Consider the following 24,562-nt stretch of genomic DNA (forward strand, 5'->3'; position numbering starts at 1 on the left):
CCTCTTAGAGAATTATTAACAATTCTACTTTTTGAGAAAAAGCCTTTCCTAATTTGGAAAGGCTTTTTAAATATAATGTTACTATTATAAACAAGAAAACTAAATTTTATACTTTAATCATAACCAAAATAATTTACTCTTTTTACTTCTCAAAATTCACACCCCGAAATATAATACATGTGTGAAATAACTTCATTTGTTTTTAGAGACAAAAAAAATATCTGATGGCTCTTTTTTTTTGCTAACCTCTTTTAGCTAGGAACAAAACTAACATACCACTTCAGACCAAACAAAAACTCTCCATCTCTTAAGTTATTTACACCCTAAAACCATTAAATAAGCATTCAATAAAAAAAATCATTAAAAAGGGTAACAAATTCAACACTTCAGAGACTTATAAGTAGTTAGTTATTTATTAAGGGAAAAATTAATCAATAACGCTATTGATCAACAACCAAAAAAGCCTTTCCAAACTGGAAAGGCTTTTTAAATTTATACAATACTTAGACTGTACTTAGTGTGACTTTAATTACTTCAAACTAGATAAACTAGCTTTTAAAGTTTCGATCTTAGCTAAAGCATCAGCTTCTTTTTTACGTTCGTTAGCGATTACTTGTTCTGGTGCTCCTGCAACAAAACGCTCGTTAGACAACTTCTTTTGCACGGACTTTAAAAAACCTTCAGTATAACTTAATTCTTCCGTTAGCTTTACTATTTCAGCTTCTATATCTATTGCACCATCCATTGGTATAAAATATTCATTGGATTTTACTCTAAACGTTAACGCTCCTTCTACAGGCTCTGCAACATAGGTAATCGCTTCTAGATTTCCTAATTTAGATATTACAGCATCAAACTCCGTATTTGAATGTTCATTATTTATTACAGAAAAACCAATCGCCTCTTTAAAAGCAATATTTTTCTCTTTTCTAATGGTTCTAATTCCTGAAATAACTTCAGAAGCAAAATCAAATTCAGAGATAATAGTTTCATTTACAACCTTTATTTCTGGCCATTTTGCTACTATTAAAGCTTCTTCAGGTGTACGTTCTGCAATATACTGCCAGATATCCTCTGTTAAGAAAGGCATAAATGGATGTAATATTATTAAATTATCTTCAAAAGCAGACATGACCTTATTATAGGTTACCGCATCTATAGGTTGTTGGTATGCTGGTTTTACTATCTCTAATAACCAACCACAAAAATCATCATAAATCAATTTGTAAATAGACATTAAAGCATCGCTTAATCTGTATTTACTAAAGTGGTCTTCAATTTCTACTAAAGCCTTACTAAATTTGGCTTCATACCATTCTAAAGCTATTTTACTAGAGTCCGGCTGCGCAATTGTATCATTAACCTCCCATAAATTAGTCAAGTTAAAGGCGTTCCATATTTTGTTTCCAAAGCCTTTTCCTTGTTGACACAATGCTTCGTCAAACATTAAATCGTTTCCTGCAGCACTACTAAACAACATTCCAACACGCACACCATCTGCACTATATTGTTCTATTAGCTTTAGAGCATCAGGCGAGTTCCCTAAGGATTTACTCATTTTACGACGTTGTTTATCACGCACTAAACCTGTTAGGTAAACATTGTTAAATGGTTTTTCTCCTTTATATTCGTAACCAGCAACAATCATACGCGCGACCCAAAAGAATAAAATATCTGGACCTGTTACTAAATCGTTTGTTGGATAGTAATATTTAATTTCTTCATTTTCTGGATTTCTAATGCCATCAAACACTGACATTGGCCATAACCAAGAACTAAACCATGTATCCAAAGCATCTGTATCCTGTTTTAAGTCTTCCGCTTTTAACTCTGACTTACCCGTTACTGCTTTAGCTTTTTCTAGTGCTAATTCAATAGTTTCTGCAACTACAAAATCTTCTTTTCCATCGCCATAAAAATAAGCTGGGATTTGTTGCCCCCAAAGTAATTGACGTGAGATATTCCAATCACGAATATTCTCCATCCAATGACGGTATGTATTTTCAAATTTCTTTGGAAATAATTTAATTTCAGAATCCTCACCTAAAACAGCTTCGATAGCTGGTTTTGCCAATTCTTCCATTTTTAAGAACCATTGATCACTTAATCTTGGCTCAATAACTGCTTTGGTACGTTCTGACGTACCTACTTTATTTAAGTGTGTTTCAGTCTTCACTAAAACTCCCATTTCTTCTAATGTTTTAGCCACATTTTTTCTAGCCACAAAACGATCTTGACCTTCAAATTGTAATCCAAAACTATTTAAACTAGCATCTTCATGAAAGATATCAATAACTTCTAAATTATGTTTATCACCAAGATTCTTATCGTTTTCGTCATGTGCTGGTGTTACTTTTAAACACCCTGTTCCAAATTCGATATCAACGTATTCGTCTTCGATTATAGGAATCACGCGATTTGAAATTGGCACAATGGCTTTCTTTCCACGTAAGTGTGCAAAACGTTCGTCTTCTGGATTAATACAGATAGCCGAATCCCCAAAAATAGTTTCAGGACGTGTTGTTGCAATTGTTAATGTGTCAACACTACCTTCAATTTTATAATTGATATAGTACAAGTTTCCTTGACGCTCCTCATGGATTACTTCCTCATCAGACAAGGTTGTTTTTGCTTCAGGATCCCAGTTTACCATGCGATACCCTCTATATATTAAGCCTTTGTCATGTAAATCTACAAAAACTTTAATTACAGACTCAGACATGTCATCGTCCATTGTAAATTTAGTTCTGTCCCAATCGCAAGAACATCCTAATTTTTTAAGTTGTTCTAGGATTACTCCTCCATATTCTTCTGTCCACTCCCAAGCGTGTGCTAAAAACTCCTCTCTTGTCAGGTCATTTTTATCAATACCTTGTTCTTTTAATTTGGCAACAACCTTAGCTTCCGTAGCAATAGATGCATGATCTGTACCAGGAACCCAACAGGCATTTTTACCTTGTAAACGTGCACGACGAATCAAAACATCTTGTATTGTATTGTTTAGCATGTGCCCCATATGCAAGACTCCTGTTACGTTTGGCGGAGGTATTACAATGGTATAAGGTTCTCTATCGTCCGGCTCTGAATGAAAATAATTGTTTTTCATCCAGTAGTCGTACCACTTATTTTCTGCTTCAATAGCATTATATTTTGATGGAATTTGCATACTTTGGAATAGTTTTTGAAATATATATTACAAAAGTACTTATATTTCTGTTTTCGTGAAATTATAACGATGAATAATGTATAGTTAAATACGTTATAAGCATTTACAACTATGTATTACATCTAATAATTTTGCATGAGGAATAAAAAGTAATTAAATTTACAAACCAAATTAAAACATAATACAATGAAAAAATTATTTACAATATTATTTATCGGACTAGTTAGCTTATCGATGAATGCTCAAGAAAAAACGGCTAAAATAGAATTTAAAGACACGACTATTGACTACGGAACCATTAATAAAGGTGCCGATGGTATTAGAACGTTTGAATTTACTAACACTGGAGATGCACCATTAATTGTATCTAAAGTTAGCTCTAGTTGTGGTTGTACTGTCCCTAAAAAGCCAGAAGCACCAATCATGCCTGGACAAACTGGAGAAATTGAAGTTAAATACGATACTAACAGAGTGATGCCTATTAGAAAAACAATTACTGTTTTATCTAACGCAACAACACCAACTGTTTCTCTTAAAATAAAAGGAGAAGTTATTGATCCTTCTAAAACTAGTGTCCTTGAGAAAAAAGAAAAAAGTGTAATGGAAAATTAAACCATTCCCCTTTAATAACTTAAAAGCCAAAACTAAATGTTTTGGCTTTTTTTTTAAAAAAAAAATTACTTAATTGGTGACTTTAGTTCAAAACTAAAAATTCTTTCCTTCCCAAACCGAAAAACTTTCAACTCTAATCTAGTCCCTGGTTTTTTATAAAAATAACCCACTAACTGGTTTAAACTCATGTTATGCGTACTTTTACCATTGACATATGTTATGACATCCCCCACATTTAAACCTGCCAGGTCAGCAGGAGATCCCTCTCGTAAAACTGAAATTGAAAAGGATGGCTTACTATGATATTTATAATTAGACTTAACAATAGTTTGAAAATTTATTGATTTATTATTTTTATTCACGATAAATGCTCCTCCTCCTTCTTCTGTACTTAATTCCATGACTAATCTAACACCGTCATTCTCTACTTGAAGACCACTTCGATTATAGCTAAATGGAAGTTTATATAAATTATTTGTTCTAAGTAGAATTCTTGAATTTGGATAATCAAACACACAATTAAATCGCTTTAATATTTCGCCTCCCAATGATCCATCTCTATCTTTATTCTTCTTTAAATTTTTGACGATAATAGAATCTGGATAGGCCACTTTAGGGTTATTAAAAGAAAATTTACCAATACTAAAATCTTTAACTTTTGTGCGCTTACCATAAACATCACCACTAAGACCTGCTCCTAAAAAATCTTTAAAATAATTATCATTAATAAATAACCCTTTGCTTTTATTTTCAAACATCCACAAAGCATCGCTACTACCAGAATCAATCAATAATTTAACAGGCACCGCAAGGCTGTCCATACCGACTTTAGCCTCAACATATGGCTTATTTCCAATAATGTCTAAATTAATTATATCGCACTTCTTACATTTCCTGTATTTATAATGCAAAGGATTAAAAAGTCGGATATATTTATTTACGTAATCGATTTCTATAACAAAATCTTTAAATAAATCATACCCAATAATCCCATCAATTGGTACTCCTAATTTTGGAGCAAAATTTAAATTAGAATCAAAAATAGTATAAAAAGCTTGATCCATATTAACCGCATTACCTATTTCAAAAATATTATGGCTAGACCTTACTGCATTAACAAAACCACCCTCCCCTAAACCTTTTAGTTTAATTTTTTTTGAATTTAAAATTCTCAAAGAATCTAAGGCTTTATAAAAATTAAAAACTATTGGCTTATTTACCCCCGTATCCAAAAGAAATTTTAAATCAATCCCATTGACTTTAACAGGAATAATGATTATGTTATTAACTAACTCGAATCTAACTTTTTCTGATTTCACTCCCGTCTTCAAACGATATTGACTTTGTGAAAAAGTAGCAATAGAAAACAGTAATAGCAGTAGTAAAATAAATTTATTATAATTCATCCAATAGTATAAAAGTTATGCTTCTGTGAAATTTACAAATCTTTTGTATGAAAACCTTTTTTTAAATATTTTTTTTTGAAGAAAATTCCCAAATATTTTCGCAAATTTGCAATCTAAATAATTTATAATGCCAAAGATTTCTAATAAAGGGCAGTTAATGCCACAGTCACCAATAAGAAAATTAGTGCCATTTGCTGAAAAAGCAGCAAAAGCTGGTAAAAATATTTATTATTTAAATATTGGTCAGCCAGATATTAAAACACCTAAAATAGCAATGCAAGCTGTTAAAGATGCGGATATAGATGTATTATCATATTCAAGATCTGAAGGCTCAGAACAATACCGAAAAAAAATAGCCAACTATTACGAAAAAAATGACATCCATGTTAAACATGACGACATTATTGTAACTACAGGTGGTAGTGAAGCGTTATTATTTGCTTTTGGTAGTATTATGGATGTGGATGATGAAGTTATTATTCCAGAACCATTTTATGCTAATTATAATGGATTTTCAACTGCTTCCGGCGTAAAGGTTGTCCCAGTAATTTCTAAAATTGAAGATAATTTTGCTTTACCTCCAATTGAAGAATTTGAAAAACTAATCACACCTAAGACAAAAGCAATCTTAATTTGTAACCCTGGGAACCCGACCGGTTATTTATATTCTAAAGAAGAAATACAAAAACTAGCTGCCATTGTTAAAAAGCATGATTTGTTTTTAATTGCTGACGAGGTGTATCGTGAGTTTGCTTATGACGGAGCAACACATTATTCTATTTTACAAGTGGATGGTTTAGAAGACAACGCTATTGTAATAGATTCTGTTTCTAAACGTTACAGCATGTGTGGCGCACGTATTGGTTGTTTAGTTTCTAAAAATAAAGCCGTTATCGCCACTGCATTAAAATTTGCACAAGCACGATTAAGTCCTCCTACATTGGCACAAATTGCTAGTGAAGCTGCTTTAGACACCCCTCAAAGTTATTTTGATGATGTTATTGAAGAATATGTAGAAAGAAGAAATGTCTTAATTGAAGAATTAAATAAAATTGAAGGTGTACAAGTAGCCAACCCTAAAGGTGCTTTTTATTGCATTGTACAGTTACCTGTAAAAAACAGTGATACTTTTGCACAATGGCTTTTAGAAGACTTTGATGTTAACGGAGAGACTGTTATGGTGGCACCTGCTGCTGGTTTTTACAGCACACCTGGTGTTGGTTTAAATCAAATTAGAATTGCTTATGTACTAAACACGGATAGTTTAAAAAAAGCTGTACATATTTTAAAAGAAGCGCTTAAAGTATACAAAGATTAGTGACTATTCTAAACAACATATCATTAAAGCCTTTCAATACATTTGGTATTGATGTTAATGCTAAACATTTTGTATCGGTTGAGCGTATCGAAGATTTAAAATCTATTTATTCGACTGAAAAAGATACCGATAAGTTTATCCTTGGTGGAGGTAGCAATATGCTATTGACTAAAGCAGTAGACAAACTTGTTATTCACTTAAATTTAAAAGGAAAAACAATTGTATCCAAAACAGATGACTACGTTTTAATAGAATCTCAGGCTGGCGAAAATTGGCATGAATTTGTCTTATGGACTTTAAAACAAGACTTTGGAGGTTTAGAAAATTTATCTCTAATACCAGGAAATGTGGGCACTAGCCCTATACAGAACATTGGTGCTTATGGTGTAGAGCTTAAAGACCACTTTTATTCTTGTAAAGCTTTAAATTTAGAAACTTTAGAGTTAGAAACCTTTAATAATGAAGATTGTAATTTTGGTTATCGTAACTCTATATTTAAACAAGAAGCAAAAGGAAAATATATAATTACTAGTGTGGTTTTTAAGTTAAGCACTAAAAACCACACTTTACATACTAATTACGGAGCGATAACTTCGCAATTAGAACATTTAAATATTAAGCAGCCAACAGTCCAAGACGTATCAAATGCTGTTATCGCTATTCGCAAAAGTAAATTACCTGACCCTAAAAAGATTGGTAATTCAGGGAGCTTTTTTAAAAACCCCGTCATTTCAAGTGAAGCATTTTCCGTACTTCAAAAAAACTTTCCTGATCCTCCACACTATATGATTTCTGAGACAGAAATTAAAGTCCCCGCGGGCTGGTTAATTGAAACTGCGGGTTTTAAAGGTAAAACCTTTGGCAATTATGGTGTACACAAAAACCAAGCTTTAGTTTTGGTAAACTACAGTGACGCTAAAGGAGAGGATATTTTAAATCTTTCAAAATTAATACAAGATACTATTTATCGTATCTTTAATATTTCAATTGAAGCTGAAGTTAATATTTTCTAACAAAATATAATAACTTCAAATTAAAACAGTTAAACTAACAAACGATAAACAATAGCTTGAACTTTTCATTAGAAGAACATATTATAGCACATCTCAAAAACGGTGATAAACAAGCTATAAACCTGTTGTACGAAAATTACGCAGATGCCTTATTAGGCGTTATAAAAAAGGTAATATCCGACGATGACTTAGCACAAGACGTCCTGCAAGAAACACTTATAAAAGTGTGGAAAAAAGGTAAAAGCTACAATCCCGATAAAGCTAAATTATTTACATGGCTGTATCGTATTGCCTACAACTCTGCGATAGATAAAATACGATCTGTAAATAAAAAATCTATCAAAGAAGTCCAAATCGAGAATTCAAACGTATATAAGCTGACAACTAATAGTTTAAACGAGGATGTTTTAGACATAAAAAAACACCTAAACACACTCGATTCAAAATATCAGATTGTTATTAACGCTTTATTTTTTGAAGGAATGACACAACAAGAAGCTAGTGAAGAACTAGACATCCCATTGGGAACAATAAAATCAAGATTAAAAATTGCGTTACGTGAATTGAAGAAAATTTACAACCCTAAATTGTAAAAGAGATGAATGATAAAATAACTACATTTTTAAAATCTGACTTATTAAATAATTATTTAATAGGCCAAACCACAGCTTCTGAAACATTGGAAGTAGAACATTATATTTCTGAATACCCAGAAATAGCAAAAGCATATGATACGCTGCAAGACCAATTAGAGTTTACTGCACAATTAAGCTCAGTAAAAGCACCTAAGTCAATACTTGACAATGTATTAAATGCTTTAGATGAAAAACCTGTAATTGCTTTAAAGCCAAAAAGAACAAAAAAATGGTACAGCTTAGCTATTGCAGCTAGTGTAACCGCTTTATTGTTTGCCTCAAGTTCTTTTTATCTTTTCAATAAGAACAAACAACTATCAAGCGAGAACCAAACTATTGCGGATGAAATTTTTGATTTAAGAGGTGATATTGCAAACAACAACAGCACTCTAAACCTACTTTTAGATCAATTCAAGCAATTAAATAATCCTGAAACAGAAAAGTATGTTTTAAAAGGAAATACGAGAGCAAAAAATTTAAAGACTGTAGCCTACATTAACCCTGAAGACAAAAAATCTATGATTGATGTGGTTTCACTACCTCAATTACCTGATAACAAAGTCTACCAAATATGGGCAGAATTACAAGGTAAAATGGTCAATTTAGGCGTGTTAAGCGAAGCAGATAGACGTCTTCAAGAGATTCCTTACACAGAAGATGCTTTAGGATTAAGTATATCAATAGAACCTAAAGGAGGTAGTCAAGTAAGATCTAACGATACACCAGTTGCTGAAATATCCTTAAAAATAGGAGATTAAATATCAACTAAAATTATTTAGAAAAAGAAAGCCTCACTTTTAATTAAGTGAGGCTTTTTTTTTATTGTCTTAAAATAAAATATTAATCTTTACTCAATACCTTTTTATGTATTACACCAGCAACTAGAGCTCCTGCAATTGGAGCTACCCAAAACAACCATAATTGCGCAAGGTGCTCTCCTCCTTCTGCAAATAATGCCTGACTAGTAGATCTAGCAGGATTAACAGAAGTATTTGTAATTGGGATACTTATTAAATGTATTAACGTCAATCCTAAACCAATAGCAATTGGGGCAAATCCTTTAGGAGCTTTTTCACTAGTACTACCTAAAATTATTAATAGAAAAAATAACGTCAATAAAAACTCCGCTACTAAAGCAGACATCATAGAATACCCATCAGGAGATAAGTCCCCGTAACCATTGGCTGCAAATCCACCCGCATCCACAAACCCTGCCTTACCAGAAACAATATACAATAAAGCTACAGCCGCTACAATAGCTCCAACTAATTGCGCTATTATATAACCTGGCAACTCTTTAGCAGAAAACTTACCACCAGCCCATAGCCCAAGAGATACAGCTGGATTAAAATGACCTCCAGAAATATGCCCCACAGCAAAAGCCATCGTTAAAACAGTTAGTCCAAACGCTAATGCAACACCAACAAAACCAATTCCTAAATCTGGGAATCCTGCTGCAAAAATAGCACTACCACATCCACCAAAGACCAACCAAAAGGTTCCAAAAAACTCTGCAAATAATTTTTTCATATTTTTAATATTTAAAAGTTAGACTATCAAATTATAAAAAAAACAGATTGATTTTACTATTTCACTGTGTCTAGAATAAGAATTTCGATGAAATACACTTTTCAAGGTCATTAAAATGAAACAATACTTTTGAAAAGTTAAAATCAAAGCTCTTTTTCCTAAAATTTAGTATCTTTGTAAAACTAAAAAAGCAACTTATTTTGAAACTTTTATTACTTACTATTGGCCTTTTAGGCTTAGGATTTGCAGGAATTGCAATTAAAATTTGGGCAAAAAAAGACGGTAAATTTGCAGGAACATGTGCCAGTCAAAACCCTATGTTAAATACAGAAGGAGAATCTTGTGGATTTTGCGGTAAATCTCCAGATCAATTTGACAATTGTAACGAAACACAACACTCTTAACACATGCTAATACTTGAGGTATTATTCTACAGTTTTGCGGCTGTGGTTGTCATTCAAGTATTATTTTATGCTGTCCTATTTGGTAGCTTCGCTTTTTCAAAGAACACAAAAAAGCCTACCAATACTATTCCTGTTTCCGTAATTATATGTGCTAAAAATGAAGCGGAGAATATTAAAAAATTACTTCCTAGTATTTTAGAACAAGACTATGCCAATTTTGAAATTGTTTTAATCAACGATTCTTCCTCTGATGATACCTTGGCTATTTTTGAAAACTTTAAATCTAGCCATAATAACATCAAAATTGTAGATGTTAAAAACATCGAGGCGTTTTGGGGAAATAAAAAACACGCTTTATCACTTGGTATTAAAGCTGCTAAATACGACCATCTTTTATTCACCGATGCAGATTGCCAACCATTATCCAATCAATGGATTAAGCAAATGAGTGCTAATTTTTCTGAAAAAGAAACCATTATTTTAGGCTATGGTGCTTATAATAAAGTCAAAAACTCTTTACTTAACAAGCTGATTAGATTTGAAACACTTTTAACAGCAACCCAATATTTTTCTTTTGCAAAAATAGGAATTCCTTTTATGGGCGTCGGTCGTAATTTAGCGTATCATAGAGATGAGTTTTTTAAAACTAATGGGTTTATAAAGCACATACAGATTAGATCAGGTGATGACGATTTATTTATAAATGAAGCTGCTAATTCAAAAAACACAACCATTAGCATTACGCCACAAAGTTTTACAAGCTCCATTCCAAAAACAACTTTAAAAGATTGGATAAAACAAAAACGCAGACATGTATCTACAGCAAAACATTATAAAATTAAACATCAATTTTTGTTAGCTCTATTTTACATCACACAAGTGTTATTTTATGTGTTAAGCATAATACTACTAGCAACCACTTACTTGTGGCCATTTGTACTAGGCTTAATCCTTTTAAGGTTTTTATTTCAGTATTTAACATTAGGGTATTCAGCAAAAAAACTAAACGAATTAGATACAATATTACTATTACCTTTTCTAGAAATCACTTTGATTGTACTACAATTTAGTATCTTTATAACTAATCAAATATCAAAACCAAATTATTGGAAATAGACGAAGCCATAACAAGAGCTAAAAAAAACGATCAAAAAGCGTTTAACTATCTACTAAATAATTACTGGGATAAGGTGTATGGGTTTCAGTTAAAACGTATTCAGAATGAAAATGACGCTGAAGACATCACCATCCAAACCTTTTCTAAAGCATTTGATAAAATTGAATCTTACAATAATAAATACGCTTTCAACACTTGGTTAATTACTATTTCTAAAAATATCCATATCGATATTATTAGAAAAGAAAAAAACAGCATTAAACAGGCCATCTCTCAAATAAATGAGAATGACGTTTATCAAGTCGCAGACGAAAGCCCTTCTGCTGAAGACAAATTAATTACTGAACAAAACCTGGCCAAATTACTAAAAGATATAAAAAAAATAAAACCTCACTATCAAGAAGTTATAAACCTTCGTTATTTTCAAGAATTGAGTTACAAAGAAATTTCTGAAGAATTAAAAGAACCTATAAATAATATCAAAGTAAAATTACTTCGCGCTAAAAAATTATTAGCAGAAGTCATTCGGAAAAAGTAGCTTTCCATCACCCTTACTTTACAGCTTCGCCTTAAATTTTAAACAAAATACTTCGTATCTTTGCTTATAGAAAACTGCACTTATGAATACAGAAACTGCATCTAATATATTACCAAAAAGACAACCAAAACCAAAATGGTTACGTGTAAAATTACCTACTGGTAAAAAATACACAGAATTAAGAGGTTTAGTTGACAAATACAGCCTAAATACAATTTGCGCATCAGGAAGCTGCCCGAACATGGGAGAATGCTGGGGAGAAGGTACTGCAACATTCATGATTTTAGGAAATGTTTGTACTAGATCATGTGGTTTTTGCGGTGTAAAAACTGGACGCCCGGAAGATGTGGATTGGGATGAACCAGAAAAAGTAGCACGCTCTATTAAAATAATGGGAATTAAACATGCTGTTTTGACAAGCGTGGATAGAGACGACCTAAAAGATATGGGAAGTATTATGTGGGCAGAAACAGTTAAGGCTGTTCGTAGAATGAACCCAGAAACGACTCTTGAGACTTTAATTCCAGATTTTCAGGGCGTAGAAATGCATATTGATCGCATTATCGATGTCGCTCCTGAAGTTGTTTCTCATAACATAGAAACTGTAAAAAGACTAACAAGAGAAGTCCGCATACAAGCAAAATACGAAAAAAGTCTAGGTGTTTTAAAATACTTAAAGCAACAAGGACAACGTAGAACTAAATCTGGTATTATGCTAGGTCTTGGAGAAGAACGTGAAGAGGTTATACAAACACTTCATGACCTACGTGATAATGATGTAGATGTTGTTACTATTGGACAATACTTACAACCTAGTAAAAAGCATTTACCTGTAAAACGCTTTATACTACCAGACGAGTTTAAAGAATACGAAGAGATTGGGCTTAAATTAGGGTTTAGACATGTAGAAAGTAGTGCTTTAGTGCGTTCTTCTTACAAAGCTCAAAAACACATTAATTAATATGATTACAGTTGCCATTAATGGTTTTGGACGCATAGGACGACGTGTTTTTAGACTACTTTATAATAATCCAAAAATTAGGGTTGTTGCCATTAATGATTTAGCAGATGCCAAAACATTAGCTCATCTAGCAAAGTATGACAGTATACATGGTGTATTCCCTGCAGATATCACATCGACAGATCACACCATACTTGTTAATGGTGTTGCTGTTCCTTTACTAAATCAAAACCATCCAAAAAGTATTGACTGGTCTTTATTTTCTCCTGATTTTGTCATAGAGTCTACAGGAAAATTTAAAACAACTTCAGATTTACAGCACCATATCACTAATGGCGCAAAGCGCGTAATATTAAGTGTTCCTGCAATTGAAGATGATATTAAAACTATCGTTTTAGGTGTTAATCAAAACGAATTAGATGGTACTGAAACCATAATATCTAATGCGTCTTGTACGACAAACAATGCAGCTCCAATGATTGATATTATTAATGAGTTATGTGGTATAAACCAAGCTTACATCACAACAATTCATTCTTATACTACAGATCAAAGTTTACACGATCAACCACATAGAGATTTACGTCGTGCTCGAGCTGCAGGACAAAGTATAGTACCTACGACTACTGGAGCTGCAAAAGCATTAACTAAAATTTTTCCAGAACTATCAGAAGTTATAGGTGGTTGTGGTATTAGAGTCCCTGTTGCTAATGGATCATTAACGGATATTACGTTTAATGTAAAACAATCTGTAACCATCCAAACAATTAACGAAGCTTTTAAAAAAGCATCTCAAGAAAAATATAAAGGGATTCTAGAATACACAGAAGATCCTATTGTATCTATTGACATTGTAGGCAATCCGCACTCTTGTATTTTTGACGCCCAAATGACCTCGGTAATCGGCAATATGGTAAAGATCATTGGCTGGTACGATAATGAAACTGGGTATTCCAGTAGAATCATTGACTTGATTTTCAATTTGTCGGAAAAATAATAACTTATGACGGATAAATATTTATATTTGTTAGAATAAATGTAAAAAATGAAGTCCCAAACTATAAAATTTTTCACTTATTTTATGTTCTTTATTGCAGGATTAAATCTGCAAGCACAAGACCTTTCTGACAAAAAAACAGAAGTCATACAAGGCAAGATTAACTACAACATTAGTTTAGCACAAAAAAACATAGACAATAATGAGTTTTACAAAGCACAAAGCGATCTTGACCAAGCGCTTGCACTAGCTCATGAAATAAAAGACAATAGAAGTATTGGATTAATATACAGTAAAATAGGAAAAATCCAATTTATCACTGAAGAGCCTGTTGATGCTTTGAAAAGCTTATTTAAAGCTGTAGAAAAACAACGTTTTGCTGAAGATCATATTAATATTGCTGAAACCTATAAAACTATAGGAAATGTCTTTATGAGCCGAAAGGAATACAGCAGAGCTTTAGACTATTTTAACTCTGCTCAACAAGCATTTGAAAATGAAAACCTACATGATCACGAGGCAGAAACTAGATTATATAAGGGTAACGCCAACTATAAGTTAGGAAAATTCGAAGAAGCGAAAGCAGAGTATGATGCTGCAATAGCATTATCCAAACGCTATAAAGACAAGAGAATTTTAAGTAGTACTTATTTAAGTCTTGGTAATACTATAGCAAAACTAGGCGATTTAAATGAAGCCGAAAAGACATTAAATCTAGGGCTTTCCATTGCTCAAAAAAACAAATATCCTGGTGTTATTAATAAAGCTTATGCCGCATTAAGTGATCTATACAGTCAAAAAGAAGATTATAAAAATGCAAATTCTTATTTAAAAAAACATCTTACACTTAACGATTCTCTTTTGCAGCTCAAACGCAGCTACCTATCACCTGAAAAAAGATTAGACAAACTTTATAGTAACCCTATAGAATATCAAAAAGAAAAGGAGGCCGATTTACAAAAAGAAGCTAGTTCTACTTGGTTAGAAAAGCTAACTACAATTTTAAGTATTGCTTTAATTACAATATTATCTTTATTGACTTTATCGCTTTACAAAAACAATAATATTAGACTAAAATCTAATAATATTTTGCACAAAAAAAATGCAGAATTAACAATAGCAATGGAGAAAGCTGAGTTAGCAACCAAAACTAAAGCTAATTTTTTATCTACAGTAACCCATGAACTTAGAACGCCTTTATATGCGGTAACAGGGTTAACAAATATGCTATTGGAAGAAAATCCAAAACCCGCACAAATACAACATTTAAAGTCACTGAAATTTTCTGGAGATTACTTATTAACTTTTATAAATGACATCCTCCAAATTAACAAGATTGAGGCTAATAAAGTAGATATAGAACCTGAAGTATTCAATTTAAAAAAGAAAGTAGAAAATGTAATATCTGCACTCAACAACTCTGCTTCGGACAATAACACAAAATTACATTTAGAATACGATAGAGACCTACCTACTAACTTTAATGCTGATCAATTAAAAATTTCGCAAATATTAATTAATTTAATCGGGAACTCTATTAAATTCACAAAGGATGGGGATATTTGGATTAGAATTGTTAAACAAAATAAAGAGGGCGATAACTTTAATGTTAAATATGAAGTTGAAGACAATGGAATTGGTATAAGTGAAGAAAAACAACAGAATATGTTTGAAAGCTTCTCTCAAGGTTCTATACAAATTAACAGAAAATATGGTGGGACTGGTCTTGGACTTTCTATCGTTAAAGGTCTAATAGATATTTTAAAAGGAAAAATCTACATGAAAAGCGAATTAGGAAAAGGAACAACATTTTTCTTTGAAATACCAATGAAAAAAAGTAATGAAATTATCGTTGAGAAAAAAGCTAACTATTTTAATGAAATTGACGAATTGGAACTAAGTAATATAAAAATATTAGTCGTTGAGGATAATAAGATTAATCAAATGATTACTAAAAAGATCTTGAATAAAATGAAACTCTATTGTGACGTCGTAGACAACGGAGAAGACGCTGTCGATAAAGTAAAATCAATAGACTACGATGTTGTTTTAATGGATATACACATGCCAGGAATAAGCGGTATGGAGGCCACAAAATTAATTCGAGAATTTGATAAAGAACTGACTATTTTTGCGCTTACTGCCGTAACTATCGAGGACAAAATGCAAGAATTTGATGACGCTGGTTTTACGGATATTATACCTAAACCTTTTAAACAAGAAGAGTTTGAGAAAAAACTATTTAATGCCTTAATGCTTACAAAAAAAGAAAACCTGTCTTAGTGTAACGCAAAGTCCTTAATTAGCGTGTTAAATTGTTCAGCATTATCGATTTCTACTTTTATTGGAAGATAATATAATTTACCAATCAAAGACACTTCATTTTTTAAGCGCATATAATCTTTTTCGGTAGTTACTATACAATCATATTGAGAGAAACGCTCAATTTCTTGAAGACTAAAATTATGATGATCTTTAAAAGCTATATGTTCAAAATCCAAATCCTTTTCAGTTAAAAAATCGACTAACGGCGTTGCATTAGCAATCCCAGTGATTAACTTAAAATTGGATAGCTCATTTAAACCAACTGACTTATCTTCAGAATACAAAATCGTACTATAGCTAATCGAACTAAAAAAGACACTCTGATATTCTAACGGTTTAATTTCCGATATAATAGCCTGTTTTTTAGCAGTAGTTAAATCGTTGGGGCATTTAGTGACTACGATAATATTCGCACGTTTAGCACCACTCTTTGGTTCTCGTAAATTACCACTCGGTAAAACAAAATCTTTGGTATATAAATTAGCATATGTTGTCAACATCACATAAAAACCAGCGGTTACTTTTCTATGTTGAAAAGCATCGTCCAACACTATTAATTGTGGTTTTGGTTCGCTCTTAATTAATTGCGTTATCCCTTCTTGCCTATTTGCATCTACAGCAACTAAAACATTAGCACTAAACTTATTGTAAAATTGAAATGGCTCATCCCCTAAACTCTCAGCATTAGAAGACCGATTTCCTAGCACAAACCCTTTGGTTTTTCTACCATAGCCTCTACTTAGCGTCGCTAACCTCAAATCATCCTTTAGTAATCTAATTATATATTCGACCATAGGTGTTTTTCCTGTACCGCCTGTGCTTAAATTACCAACACATAGTATTGGAAAACCATAACTTTTAGAACTTTTCCAACCCATATCATACATTAGGTTTCTAAACCATGTCACAACAAAATAAACTGGAACAATAGGAAATAATATAAAACGCAAAAATTTCATTAAAATAATTTATAGTCTATTACACAAGACTGCTACATTTTATTTAAATATGAAATGCTAGCAAGATTAATAGTAACGAAAGTAAATATTTTATATTTGTTTTAAATAATAAAGACAAAAAAGTATGTTAGTTAAAGACCTGATTAGTCATCTTGAAGAAATAGCACCGCTTAATTATGCAGAAGATTTTGACAATGTCGGATTGTTGGTCGGTGATAAAAACACTATAATTACCAATGTATTAGTCACTTTAGATACATTAGAAGCCGTTATTGATGAAGCAATTGCAAAAAACTGCAACTTCATATTAAGTTTTCACCCCATAATATTCAAAGGTTTAAAAAGTATTACTGGAAAAAACTACGTAGAACGGACCATTTTAAAAGCGATCAAAAATAATATTGCCATTTACGCCATACATACCGCTTTAGACAATGATAAAAACGGTGTAAATGCGATGATATGTAACCAACTGAATCTTAAAAACCAACAGATTTTAATCCCACAAAAGCAAACTATAAAAAAACTAACCACTTATGTTCCAGAAGAAGAAGCAGAAGCTTTAAGAAATGCTTTATTTAATGCAGGTGCAGGTCAAATTGGTAATTACAACAATTGCAGTTTTAATACAGAAGGTATAGGAACCTACTCAGCCAACAAAGACGCGAACCCCACACTTGGTGTTATTGGAAAAAACCATAATGAACCCGAAACTCAAATAAACATTACGTTTGCCAAACATCTTGAAAGCAAAGTATTAAAAGCTCTTTTTGAATCACATAGTTATGAAGAAGTAGCTTATGAGTTAATAACCATTGAAAACACGAATCAAAATATAGGCATGGGAATGATCGCAGAATTAGAAATCCCGCAATCTGAAACTGACTTTTTAAACTATTTAAAGGAAAAAATGAATGTTTCGCAAATAAGACACTCACAATTATTAAATAAACCTGTAAAAAAAATAGCTGTATTAGGAGGGTCTGGTAGCTTTGCAATACAAGCCGCAAAAGCTGCAGGTGCTGATGTTTTTGTTACATCAGACTTAAAATATCATGATTTTTATCAAGCAGAAGACACTATACTATTAACAGATATAGGGCATTATGAAAGTGAACAATTCACAAAAAACGGATTAGTAGCCATACTTAACAAAAAAATCCCTAATTTTGCATTTATTTTATCGAACACAAATACCAATCCTGTTAAGTATTTTTAATATATGGCAAAGACAAAAGAAGCAACTGTAGAAGATCGCCTAAGAGCATTATATGATCTACAATTAATAGACTCTAGAATTGACGAAATTAGAAACGTACGTGGAGAATTACCTTTAGAGGTTAGCGATTTAGAAGACGAAGTTGCAGGATTAAAAACCAGATTAGCAAAGTTAGAAGATAGCTTAAGCTCTGTAGATGCAGATATTAATTCTAAGAAAAATTTAATTGAAGAAGCTAAAGCTTTAATTAAAAAATACTCTGAGCAACAAAAAAATGTTAGAAATAACAGAGAATTTAACTCTTTAACTAAGGAAGTTGAATTTCAAGAGTTAGAAATTGAATTAGCTGAAAAACATATCAGAGAATTTAAAGCTCAGATAGATCAGAAAAAAGATGTTATTTCTAAAACAAAAGAACATAACAAACAGCGTGAAACGCACTTAAAACATAAGAAAAGCGAATTAGACGCTATCTTAAAGGAAACTGAAAAAGAAGAAAAAGCACTTATTGAAAAGGCTGACGATTACAAGAAAAAAATCGAAGCACGTTTAGTAAAAGCTTACAACCGTATCAGAGTAAACGTTAAAAATGGTTTAGCTGTAGTGCCAATCGAAAGAGGAGCTTCAGGAGGATCATACTTTACTATTCCACCACAAGTACAAATGGAAATTGGAGCACGTAAAAAAATAATTACGGATGAGCACAGTGGACGTATCCTTGTTGATGCTGCATTAGCAGAAGAGCAAAAAGCAAAAATGGAAAAATTGTTTTCAAAATTATCGTAAGCACTTTCTAAATTATATTAAGAAGCCTTTACATTGTAAAGGCTTTTTTTATGCCCAAATTCTAAAAAATATTAAGATATATTTATCACTTTCTTAATTAAGGTTTCGATACTTTATACGTCAAAATAAAAAAGAAAAAGAAAATGAAAAAATTAATTCCAGTATTATTCTTATCGCTATTGTTTAGTTGCAATAATCAAGCACAAACTAACCCAAAACAAAACGCTATAAAAACAGCAACACCTGTAAGCGCTGCATTAGACAACGGACAAGCTAAAGCCTATTTCGCAAGTGGTTGCTTTTGGTGTGTTGAGGCCGTTTATGAAAGCGTTAAAGGCGTTGAAGAAGTCATAAATGGGTATTCAGGAGGACACACAAAAAAACCAACTTACGAGCAAAGTAATACGGGCCGTACGGGCCATGCGGAAGCAGTAGAAGTTATTTACAATCCGGAAGTTATTAGTTTTGAAACTTTAGTTGATGTTTATTTCGCCTCTCAAAACCCTACCCAAGCTAATGGACAAGGTCCAGACAGAGGTAGTCAATACCGATCTATTATATTCTATCAAAACGATGCGCAAAAACTAATTATTGAAACAAAGAAAAAAGCTTTAGCTAAACAACTTAACGCGACTATAGCCGCAGAAGTATATCCATTCCTGAAATTTTGGAAAGCTGAAGATTACCATCAAAATTACGAACGTTTACATCCTGAAAACCCATACATTCAAAATGTATCTATTCCAAGGTTAAATAAGTTCAAAACTAAGATGCCGGAGCTACTTAAGAGTAATCACTAAACATTCAAACTAAAGCTTAGTCGCTTTAATTTCAAAAATAAGAGGATATAATTTATTCTTTAATATATAATTGCCAGATTGGGTTTCGACTAAATCTGGCAATATATTATATGGACTGTCGTCATATTCATTTAAAAACTCGATATGCAATCCTGCTTCTGTTAACGCGTTTATGACTTCACTCAAACCATGATTCCATGTAGACTCTTTGCTAATCATTTTTGAATTAGGATCAGCATAAGTCCCTACATATTCTTCATAAATCACTTCCTCCTGCATATACCCATATTTAATTATTGGTATACCTTCTAAATAATCAAACATCCAAACTATCGGGTGAAACTCGACCATATAAAAACTACCTCCTTTATTTAGTTTTTCAGCAATCATTTTACCCCAAGGTTTTAAATCTGGCAATCAACCAATAACACCATAACTGGTAAAAACAATATCAAAAGTCTCTTTAACATATTTAGACGTCTCTAAAACATTACACCATACAAACTCAGCATCTAAACTTAATTCCTTATTCAACGTCTTCGCTAAGTCAATGCCTTCATTACTTAAATCTACACCTGTACAATTTGCCCCTAACCTAGCCCAACTTAAGGTGTCTTGCCCAAAATGGCATTGCAAATGCAACATGGATTTCCCTTTAACATCACCAAGCGCGCGTAACTCGAATTCTTTTAAAGAGCTATTACCTTTTCTAAAAGACTGCATATCATAAAACTGACTTGCTACATGAACCTTAACCTTCTCATTCCAAGTTGTTTTATTTACATCGAAGTAATTTTCTTTCATACAATCCTCATTAAGTCACTAATTTACTATTTCTATTTTAAAGAAAAAATGCTTCCCTATCTTTGCAAAAAATATTAAGATGAATAAACTATTACTTATCATTATTGCAATCACTTGTTTCTCTTGTAAAAAAGAAATAAAAATGGAAGAGAACAAAGTCTCTACTGCTAAAAAAATAGCCCATGCACACGGACTGACTAATTGGAATACAATAAATCAAATAGATTTCACATTTAATGTTGATAAAGATAGCAGTCATTTTGAACGTTCATGGTCATGGAAACCAAAACTAAACGAAGTGTCGCTTATTGTTGACAAAGACACAATAACATACAACAGAAGTCAAATAGATAGTTTAACGATACAAACAGACCAAGGATTTATTAACGATAAATACTGGCTATTAGCACCATTTCAATTGGTTTGGGACCAAGGGACAAAAATTTCGGATTCAACAAACAAAATTGCACCCATAAGCAAAGCTTCTTTAAATAAATTAACATTGGTGTATGGCAATTCTGGTGGTTATACACCAGGAGATGCTTACGATTTTTATTACGACAATAATTATATGATCAAAGAATGGATTTTCAGAAAAGGAAATACCGCCACACCATCAATGATAACGTCTTTCGAGAATTACGAAGATTTTAACGGAATTAAAATAGCCAAAGATCATAAAAAGTCAGAAGGCCATTGGAATTTATATTTTACCAATATTTCTATAAAAATCGATTAACCAAACATCCAAACTATACAATCTAAACGTATATCTTGTAATCCCGCTAAATAGCGACAACATAAATTTTGAAGGGCTTCTTAAATTTAATTTATTTAGCCCTTTTTCATGCGCTATATTTCCCCTTCATTTCTAAATTAATAATTCTTATTTTTGTGTAAACCCGAAAAACTACACATCGTGTCCAACTACAAACAAGGTCTAGATTACGCTAAGCAAGAGGATCAAAATGACCCATTGTTACAATACAGAACTCAATTTCATATACCAAAAGACAAACAAGGAAACGATTGGTTATACTTTACAGGAAACTCACTTGGTTTACAACCAAAAGCAACCAAAGACTATATAAATCAAGAACTTGACGATTGGGCAAACCTTGGTGTAGAAGGTCATTTTGAAGCAAAAAATCCTTGGATGCCTTATCATGAATTCTTAACAGAATCTATGGCGAAAATTGTTGGTGCAAAACCAATTGAAGTGGTTATAATGAATACCTTAACGACTAACTTGCACTTATTAATGGTCAGTTTTTACCAACCAACAAAAACCAAATACAAAATTGTAATAGAAAGTGATGCCTTCCCGAGTGATAGATACGCGGTACAAACCCAATTAGAGTTTCATGGTTTTGATGCTAGTGATGGTGTTATAGAATGGAAACCAAGACCAGGAGAAGTGCTTTTAAATATTGAAGATCTAGACACTATTCTTGAAGAACAAGGCGACGAGGTTGCATTACTACTTATTGGAGGTGTTAACTATTACACTGGTCAGTATTTAGATTTAAAGAAAATAGCAACACTTGGTCATGCAAAAGGCTGCAAAGTAGGTATCGATTTGGCACATGGCGCAGGAAATATAAAACCCGAATTACACGATTCTGGTGTTGACTTTGCTGCATGGTGTACCTACAAATATTTAAATTCTGGACCCGGAAGTTTGGGTGGCGTTTTTGTACACGAAAAACATGCACACAATAAAGAATTAAAACGTTTTGCTGGTTGGTGGAGCCATAATAAATCGACTAGATTTAACATGCGTCAACCATTAGACGTTATTCCAGGAGCAGAAGGTTGGCAATTAAGTAATCCGCCAATATTATCTATGGCTGCCATAAAAGCATCTTTAGATATGTTTAATGATGTTGGTATGGACGCTATTAGAACTAAAGCAGAAAAGCTAACTGGTTATTTCGAGTTTTTAATTAACGAATTGAATAACGACAAAATAACAATCATAACACCATCTAACCCCAAAGAACGCGGTTGCCAATTATCCATTCAGGTCAAGGATGCTGACAAAAATTTACATAAAAAATTAACCGAAGCACATATCATTACAGATTGGAGAGAGCCAGACGTAATACGTTGCGCTCCTGTGCCATTATACAACACCTTTAAAGATGTGTATAGAATGGTGGAGAAGCTGAAAGAGATATTAAACCAATAATTACAAAACTAAACAACGAGTTTTATCCTTAATCAATTCGCAGAATTGAGCATTAAAATGCAAACATAATGACCGAAAGACTGGAGTTGCAAAGCGAAGCTTTAAGCACGTAATTCCGAAAGAGCTTGTTCCGCAGGAATTTCCTCATTTCAATACAATCTTTTGGTTTTGTATTTAGACAAAATAAATTGCAAAAGAAGCACTTCGACTGCGCTCAGTGTGACATTTTACAATAGAAGAAAACCAATAAATAATGAGATCCTGAATAAAGTTCAGGATAACGAAACCTAATACAAAGTCGAAGACAACACTACTAATATGAGCAAAAAAGACAACATACTAATTATTGGAGCTGGACTTTGCGGCTCACTCCTAGCCTTACGTTTAGCACAAAGAGGTTACACAGTAAATGTTTACGAAAGCAGACCAGATTTACGTACCACAGATATTTCTGCGGGACGATCTATCAATTTAGCATTGTCTGACCGTGGGCTAAAAGCCATGCGATTAGCTGGCGTTGAAGACAAAGTAAAACCACTTTGTATACCAATGCACGGACGCTTGGTACATGATGCAGAAGGCAACACCTTTCCTTCTAATTATTCAGGAAGAGATAACGAATATATTAACTCCATTTCTAGAGGAGATCTAAATGGATTATTGCTAACCGAAGCCGACTCATACGATAACTTAACTATTCATTTCAACAAAAAATGTAACGGTATAGATATCGAAAATAATACTGCGACTTTATACGATTATAATACCAAAGAAGAATTCACAGTAAAAGGCGACGTTCTTTTTGGCACGGATGGCGCGGGATCTTCGCTTAGAAAAAGTTATTATCTAGAACGTAAATTTTTGTTTAGCTACTCGCAAAACTATTTAACACACGGTTATAAAGAGTTAGAAATTCCCGCTTCCGCTGAAGGAACGCATCTTATCAGTAAAGATTACCTTCACATTTGGCCAAGAGGAGAATACATGCTCATAGCCTTACCAAATTTAGATGGAAGTTTTACCGTAACACTATTTTTAAGTTATGACGAAGGCGAATACAATTTCAATAATCTTACGACAGAAGACACAATAAAAGCCTTTTTCACCACGCAATTCCCTGACGCTTTAGCCTTAATACCAAATATAGTAGAAGAATTTGCGAACAACCCAACAGGTGCTTTAGGAACTGTAAAATGTTCCCCTTGGCATTACCAAAACAAAAATGTGTTATTAGGAGATTCAGCACATGCTATTGTCCCTTTTTATGGTCAAGGTATGAACGCGTCTTTCGAGGATGTCACTGTTTTTGATAGTATATTAGAACAACACGAAGGCGATTGGGAAACTATCTTTAAAGTATACGAAAAAACTAGAAAACAAGACACAGACGCTATTGCCGATTTAGCAATAGACAATTATTACGAAATGCGTGATCATGTTGCCAATCCTATTTTTAAAGAAAAAAGAGTCATAGAAATGGCATTAGAAAAAGAATTTCCAAATGATTATTTCTCCAAATATTCAATGGTGACCTTCAAAGAAGACATACCGTATTATACCGCAATGACAAAAGGAAGAGCACAAGACAAAGCGATTTTAAACTTATTAGTAAATAAAGACATTACAACAACCGAAGATTTAAACAGTATCTTTAAAAAAGTACAACAAGAAACGGAAGCAATTTTGAAAGACGATAGAATAGCAGGATTAAAATAGTTGGCATTGAGCAGTTAGCAGTTAGCAGTTAGCAGTTAGCAGTTAGCAGTTAGCAGTTAGCAGTT

At 32.6% G+C, this 24,562-nt stretch carries 23 protein-coding genes; 17 read left to right on the forward strand and 6 right to left on the reverse strand.

The features are described 5' to 3' along the window. Positions 1 to 529: 529 nt before the first annotated feature. Positions 530 to 3,166, reverse strand: coding sequence for a valine--tRNA ligase (locus tag E9099_RS02905; protein ID WP_136582223.1), 2,637 nt, complete (start codon positions 3,164 to 3,166; stop codon positions 530 to 532). Positions 3,167 to 3,352: 186 nt separating this feature from the next. On the opposite strand from E9099_RS02905, the gene E9099_RS02910 reads away from it, so the two are divergent. Then, complete coding sequence (locus tag E9099_RS02910; protein WP_136582224.1) at positions 3,353 to 3,778, forward strand: DUF1573 domain-containing protein; 426 nt, start codon at positions 3,353 to 3,355, stop codon at positions 3,776 to 3,778. A 65-nt stretch (positions 3,779 to 3,843) separates the two neighbouring features. Here the strand turns inward: E9099_RS02910 and E9099_RS02915 are convergent, their stop codons facing one another. Beyond that, on the reverse strand, positions 3,844 to 5,184 hold the full coding sequence (locus E9099_RS02915; RefSeq protein ID WP_136582225.1) for an aspartyl protease family protein: 1,341 nt from the start codon (positions 5,182 to 5,184) through the stop codon (positions 3,844 to 3,846). Positions 5,185 to 5,311: 127 nt separating this feature from the next. On the opposite strand from E9099_RS02915, the gene E9099_RS02920 reads away from it, so the two are divergent. The 4 genes from E9099_RS02920 to E9099_RS02935 are packed head-to-tail and all read left to right on the forward strand — an operon-like array spanning position 5,312 to position 8,908. Continuing rightward, positions 5,312 to 6,502 carry a pyridoxal phosphate-dependent aminotransferase gene (locus tag E9099_RS02920; protein ID WP_136582226.1) on the forward strand — a complete coding sequence of 397 codons (1,191 nt, stop codon included), beginning with the start codon at positions 5,312 to 5,314 and terminating at the stop codon, positions 6,500 to 6,502. Then, positions 6,502 to 7,515 (forward strand): UDP-N-acetylmuramate dehydrogenase, encoded by a 1,014-nt coding sequence (gene murB, locus E9099_RS02925; protein ID WP_136582227.1) that lies wholly within the window; start codon positions 6,502 to 6,504, stop codon positions 7,513 to 7,515. Before E9099_RS02920 ends, murB begins: the two co-directional genes overlap by 1 nt. A gap of 56 nt (positions 7,516 to 7,571) precedes the next feature. Next, complete coding sequence (locus E9099_RS02930; RefSeq protein ID WP_136582228.1) at positions 7,572 to 8,108, forward strand: RNA polymerase sigma factor; 537 nt, start codon at positions 7,572 to 7,574, stop codon at positions 8,106 to 8,108. Between the two features lie 5 nt (positions 8,109 to 8,113). Next, a complete protein-coding gene (locus tag E9099_RS02935) occupies positions 8,114 to 8,908 on the forward strand; it encodes an anti-sigma factor domain-containing protein (RefSeq protein ID WP_136582229.1) in 795 nt (264 codons plus the stop codon). Positions 8,909 to 8,990: 82 nt separating this feature from the next. Here the strand turns inward: E9099_RS02935 and aqpZ are convergent, their stop codons facing one another. Beyond that, positions 8,991 to 9,680, reverse strand: coding sequence for an aquaporin Z (gene aqpZ, locus E9099_RS02940; protein ID WP_136582230.1), 690 nt, complete (start codon positions 9,678 to 9,680; stop codon positions 8,991 to 8,993). A 200-nt stretch (positions 9,681 to 9,880) separates the two neighbouring features. On the opposite strand from aqpZ, the gene E9099_RS02945 reads away from it, so the two are divergent. The 6 genes from E9099_RS02945 (at position 9,881) to E9099_RS02970 (ending at position 15,980) form a co-directional block, all read left to right on the forward strand. Next, a complete protein-coding gene (locus E9099_RS02945; protein WP_101017258.1) occupies positions 9,881 to 10,084 on the forward strand; it encodes a membrane or secreted protein in 204 nt (67 codons plus the stop codon). A 3-nt stretch (positions 10,085 to 10,087) separates the two neighbouring features. After that, positions 10,088 to 11,200 carry a glycosyltransferase gene (locus tag E9099_RS02950; protein ID WP_205961016.1) on the forward strand — a complete coding sequence of 371 codons (1,113 nt, stop codon included), beginning with the start codon at positions 10,088 to 10,090 and terminating at the stop codon, positions 11,198 to 11,200. Then, positions 11,191 to 11,739, forward strand: a complete 549-nt coding sequence (locus E9099_RS02955; protein ID WP_136582231.1) for an RNA polymerase sigma factor — start codon at positions 11,191 to 11,193, stop codon at positions 11,737 to 11,739. The genes E9099_RS02950 and E9099_RS02955 overlap by 10 nt, the downstream gene beginning before the upstream one ends. A gap of 82 nt (positions 11,740 to 11,821) precedes the next feature. Beyond that, positions 11,822 to 12,700, forward strand: a complete 879-nt coding sequence (gene lipA, locus E9099_RS02960; protein ID WP_101017253.1) for a lipoyl synthase — start codon at positions 11,822 to 11,824, stop codon at positions 12,698 to 12,700. A 1-nt stretch (position 12,701) separates the two neighbouring features. Beyond that, positions 12,702 to 13,697 carry a type I glyceraldehyde-3-phosphate dehydrogenase gene (gap, locus tag E9099_RS02965; RefSeq protein WP_136582232.1) on the forward strand — a complete coding sequence of 332 codons (996 nt, stop codon included), beginning with the start codon at positions 12,702 to 12,704 and terminating at the stop codon, positions 13,695 to 13,697. A gap of 48 nt (positions 13,698 to 13,745) precedes the next feature. Beyond that, positions 13,746 to 15,980: an ATP-binding protein gene (locus E9099_RS02970; RefSeq protein WP_240788946.1), complete on the forward strand. Its 2,235-nt coding sequence runs from the start codon at positions 13,746 to 13,748 to the stop codon at positions 15,978 to 15,980. On the opposite strand, the gene lpxK is transcribed toward E9099_RS02970, so the two are convergent. Next, a complete protein-coding gene (lpxK, locus tag E9099_RS02975) occupies positions 15,977 to 16,981 on the reverse strand; it encodes a tetraacyldisaccharide 4'-kinase (RefSeq protein ID WP_136582233.1) in 1,005 nt (334 codons plus the stop codon). The genes E9099_RS02970 and lpxK overlap by 4 nt on opposite strands. Positions 16,982 to 17,105: 124 nt before the next feature. On the opposite strand from lpxK, the gene E9099_RS02980 reads away from it, so the two are divergent. The 3 genes from E9099_RS02980 to msrA all read left to right on the forward strand — a co-directional run bounded on the left by E9099_RS02980 (position 17,106) and on the right by msrA (position 19,786). Then, the gene (locus E9099_RS02980; protein ID WP_136582234.1) at positions 17,106 to 18,200 is read left to right on the forward strand and encodes a Nif3-like dinuclear metal center hexameric protein; all 1,095 of its coding nucleotides are present in this window, start codon (positions 17,106 to 17,108) and stop codon (positions 18,198 to 18,200) included. Positions 18,201 to 18,203: 3 nt separating this feature from the next. After that, a complete protein-coding gene (locus E9099_RS02985) occupies positions 18,204 to 18,986 on the forward strand; it encodes a zinc ribbon domain-containing protein (RefSeq protein WP_136582235.1) in 783 nt (260 codons plus the stop codon). A gap of 143 nt (positions 18,987 to 19,129) precedes the next feature. Then, positions 19,130 to 19,786 carry a peptide-methionine (S)-S-oxide reductase MsrA gene (gene msrA, locus E9099_RS02990; protein WP_136582236.1) on the forward strand — a complete coding sequence of 219 codons (657 nt, stop codon included), beginning with the start codon at positions 19,130 to 19,132 and terminating at the stop codon, positions 19,784 to 19,786. Between the two features lie 9 nt (positions 19,787 to 19,795). On the opposite strand, the gene E9099_RS19670 is transcribed toward msrA, so the two are convergent. Continuing rightward, positions 19,796 to 20,203 (reverse strand): hypothetical protein, encoded by a 408-nt coding sequence (locus E9099_RS19670; RefSeq protein WP_317130644.1) that lies wholly within the window; start codon positions 20,201 to 20,203, stop codon positions 19,796 to 19,798. Continuing rightward, a complete protein-coding gene (locus E9099_RS19675) occupies positions 20,204 to 20,590 on the reverse strand; it encodes a class I SAM-dependent methyltransferase (RefSeq protein ID WP_317130645.1) in 387 nt (128 codons plus the stop codon). A gap of 79 nt (positions 20,591 to 20,669) precedes the next feature. On the opposite strand from E9099_RS19675, the gene E9099_RS03000 reads away from it, so the two are divergent. From E9099_RS03000 to E9099_RS03010, 3 genes are all read left to right on the forward strand, one after another. Further along, a complete protein-coding gene (locus tag E9099_RS03000) occupies positions 20,670 to 21,329 on the forward strand; it encodes a hypothetical protein (RefSeq protein ID WP_136582237.1) in 660 nt (219 codons plus the stop codon). A 180-nt stretch (positions 21,330 to 21,509) separates the two neighbouring features. Next, positions 21,510 to 22,781, forward strand: coding sequence for a kynureninase (gene kynU / locus E9099_RS03005; protein ID WP_136582238.1), 1,272 nt, complete (start codon positions 21,510 to 21,512; stop codon positions 22,779 to 22,781). A 318-nt stretch (positions 22,782 to 23,099) separates the two neighbouring features. Further along, positions 23,100 to 24,497, forward strand: coding sequence for an FAD-dependent oxidoreductase (locus E9099_RS03010; RefSeq protein ID WP_136582239.1), 1,398 nt, complete (start codon positions 23,100 to 23,102; stop codon positions 24,495 to 24,497). Positions 24,498 to 24,562: the final 65 nt, after the last annotated feature.

The organism is Psychroserpens sp. NJDZ02 (genome assembly GCF_004843725.1).
Taxonomy (GTDB): Bacteria; Bacteroidota; Bacteroidia; order Flavobacteriales; family Flavobacteriaceae; genus Olleya.

Coding starts and splice junctions, on each gene's coding strand:
- E9099_RS02920 (WP_136582226.1), top strand. CDS start 5,312: ATGCCAAAGATTTCTAATAAAGGGCAGTTAATGCCACAGTCACCAATA.
- E9099_RS02935 (WP_136582229.1), top strand. CDS start 8,114: ATGAATGATAAAATAACTACATTTTTAAAATCTGACTTATTAAATAAT.
- E9099_RS02910 (WP_136582224.1), top strand. CDS start 3,353: ATGAAAAAATTATTTACAATATTATTTATCGGACTAGTTAGCTTATCG.
- E9099_RS19675 (WP_317130645.1), bottom strand. CDS start 20,590: ATGAAAGAAAATTACTTCGATGTAAATAAAACAACTTGGAATGAGAAG.
- E9099_RS02980 (WP_136582234.1), top strand. CDS start 17,106: ATGTTAGTTAAAGACCTGATTAGTCATCTTGAAGAAATAGCACCGCTT.
- E9099_RS02985 (WP_136582235.1), top strand. CDS start 18,204: ATGGCAAAGACAAAAGAAGCAACTGTAGAAGATCGCCTAAGAGCATTA.
- gap (WP_136582232.1), top strand. CDS start 12,702: ATGATTACAGTTGCCATTAATGGTTTTGGACGCATAGGACGACGTGTT.
- lipA (WP_101017253.1), top strand. CDS start 11,822: ATGAATACAGAAACTGCATCTAATATATTACCAAAAAGACAACCAAAA.
- msrA (WP_136582236.1), top strand. CDS start 19,130: ATGAAAAAATTAATTCCAGTATTATTCTTATCGCTATTGTTTAGTTGC.
- aqpZ (WP_136582230.1), bottom strand. CDS start 9,680: ATGAAAAAATTATTTGCAGAGTTTTTTGGAACCTTTTGGTTGGTCTTT.
- E9099_RS02950 (WP_205961016.1), top strand. CDS start 10,088: ATGCTAATACTTGAGGTATTATTCTACAGTTTTGCGGCTGTGGTTGTC.
- E9099_RS02905 (WP_136582223.1), bottom strand. CDS start 3,166: ATGCAAATTCCATCAAAATATAATGCTATTGAAGCAGAAAATAAGTGG.
- E9099_RS02915 (WP_136582225.1), bottom strand. CDS start 5,184: ATGAATTATAATAAATTTATTTTACTACTGCTATTACTGTTTTCTATT.
- E9099_RS02970 (WP_240788946.1), top strand. CDS start 13,746: ATGAAGTCCCAAACTATAAAATTTTTCACTTATTTTATGTTCTTTATT.
- E9099_RS03000 (WP_136582237.1), top strand. CDS start 20,670: ATGAATAAACTATTACTTATCATTATTGCAATCACTTGTTTCTCTTGT.
- E9099_RS03010 (WP_136582239.1), top strand. CDS start 23,100: ATGAGCAAAAAAGACAACATACTAATTATTGGAGCTGGACTTTGCGGC.
- lpxK (WP_136582233.1), bottom strand. CDS start 16,981: ATGAAATTTTTGCGTTTTATATTATTTCCTATTGTTCCAGTTTATTTT.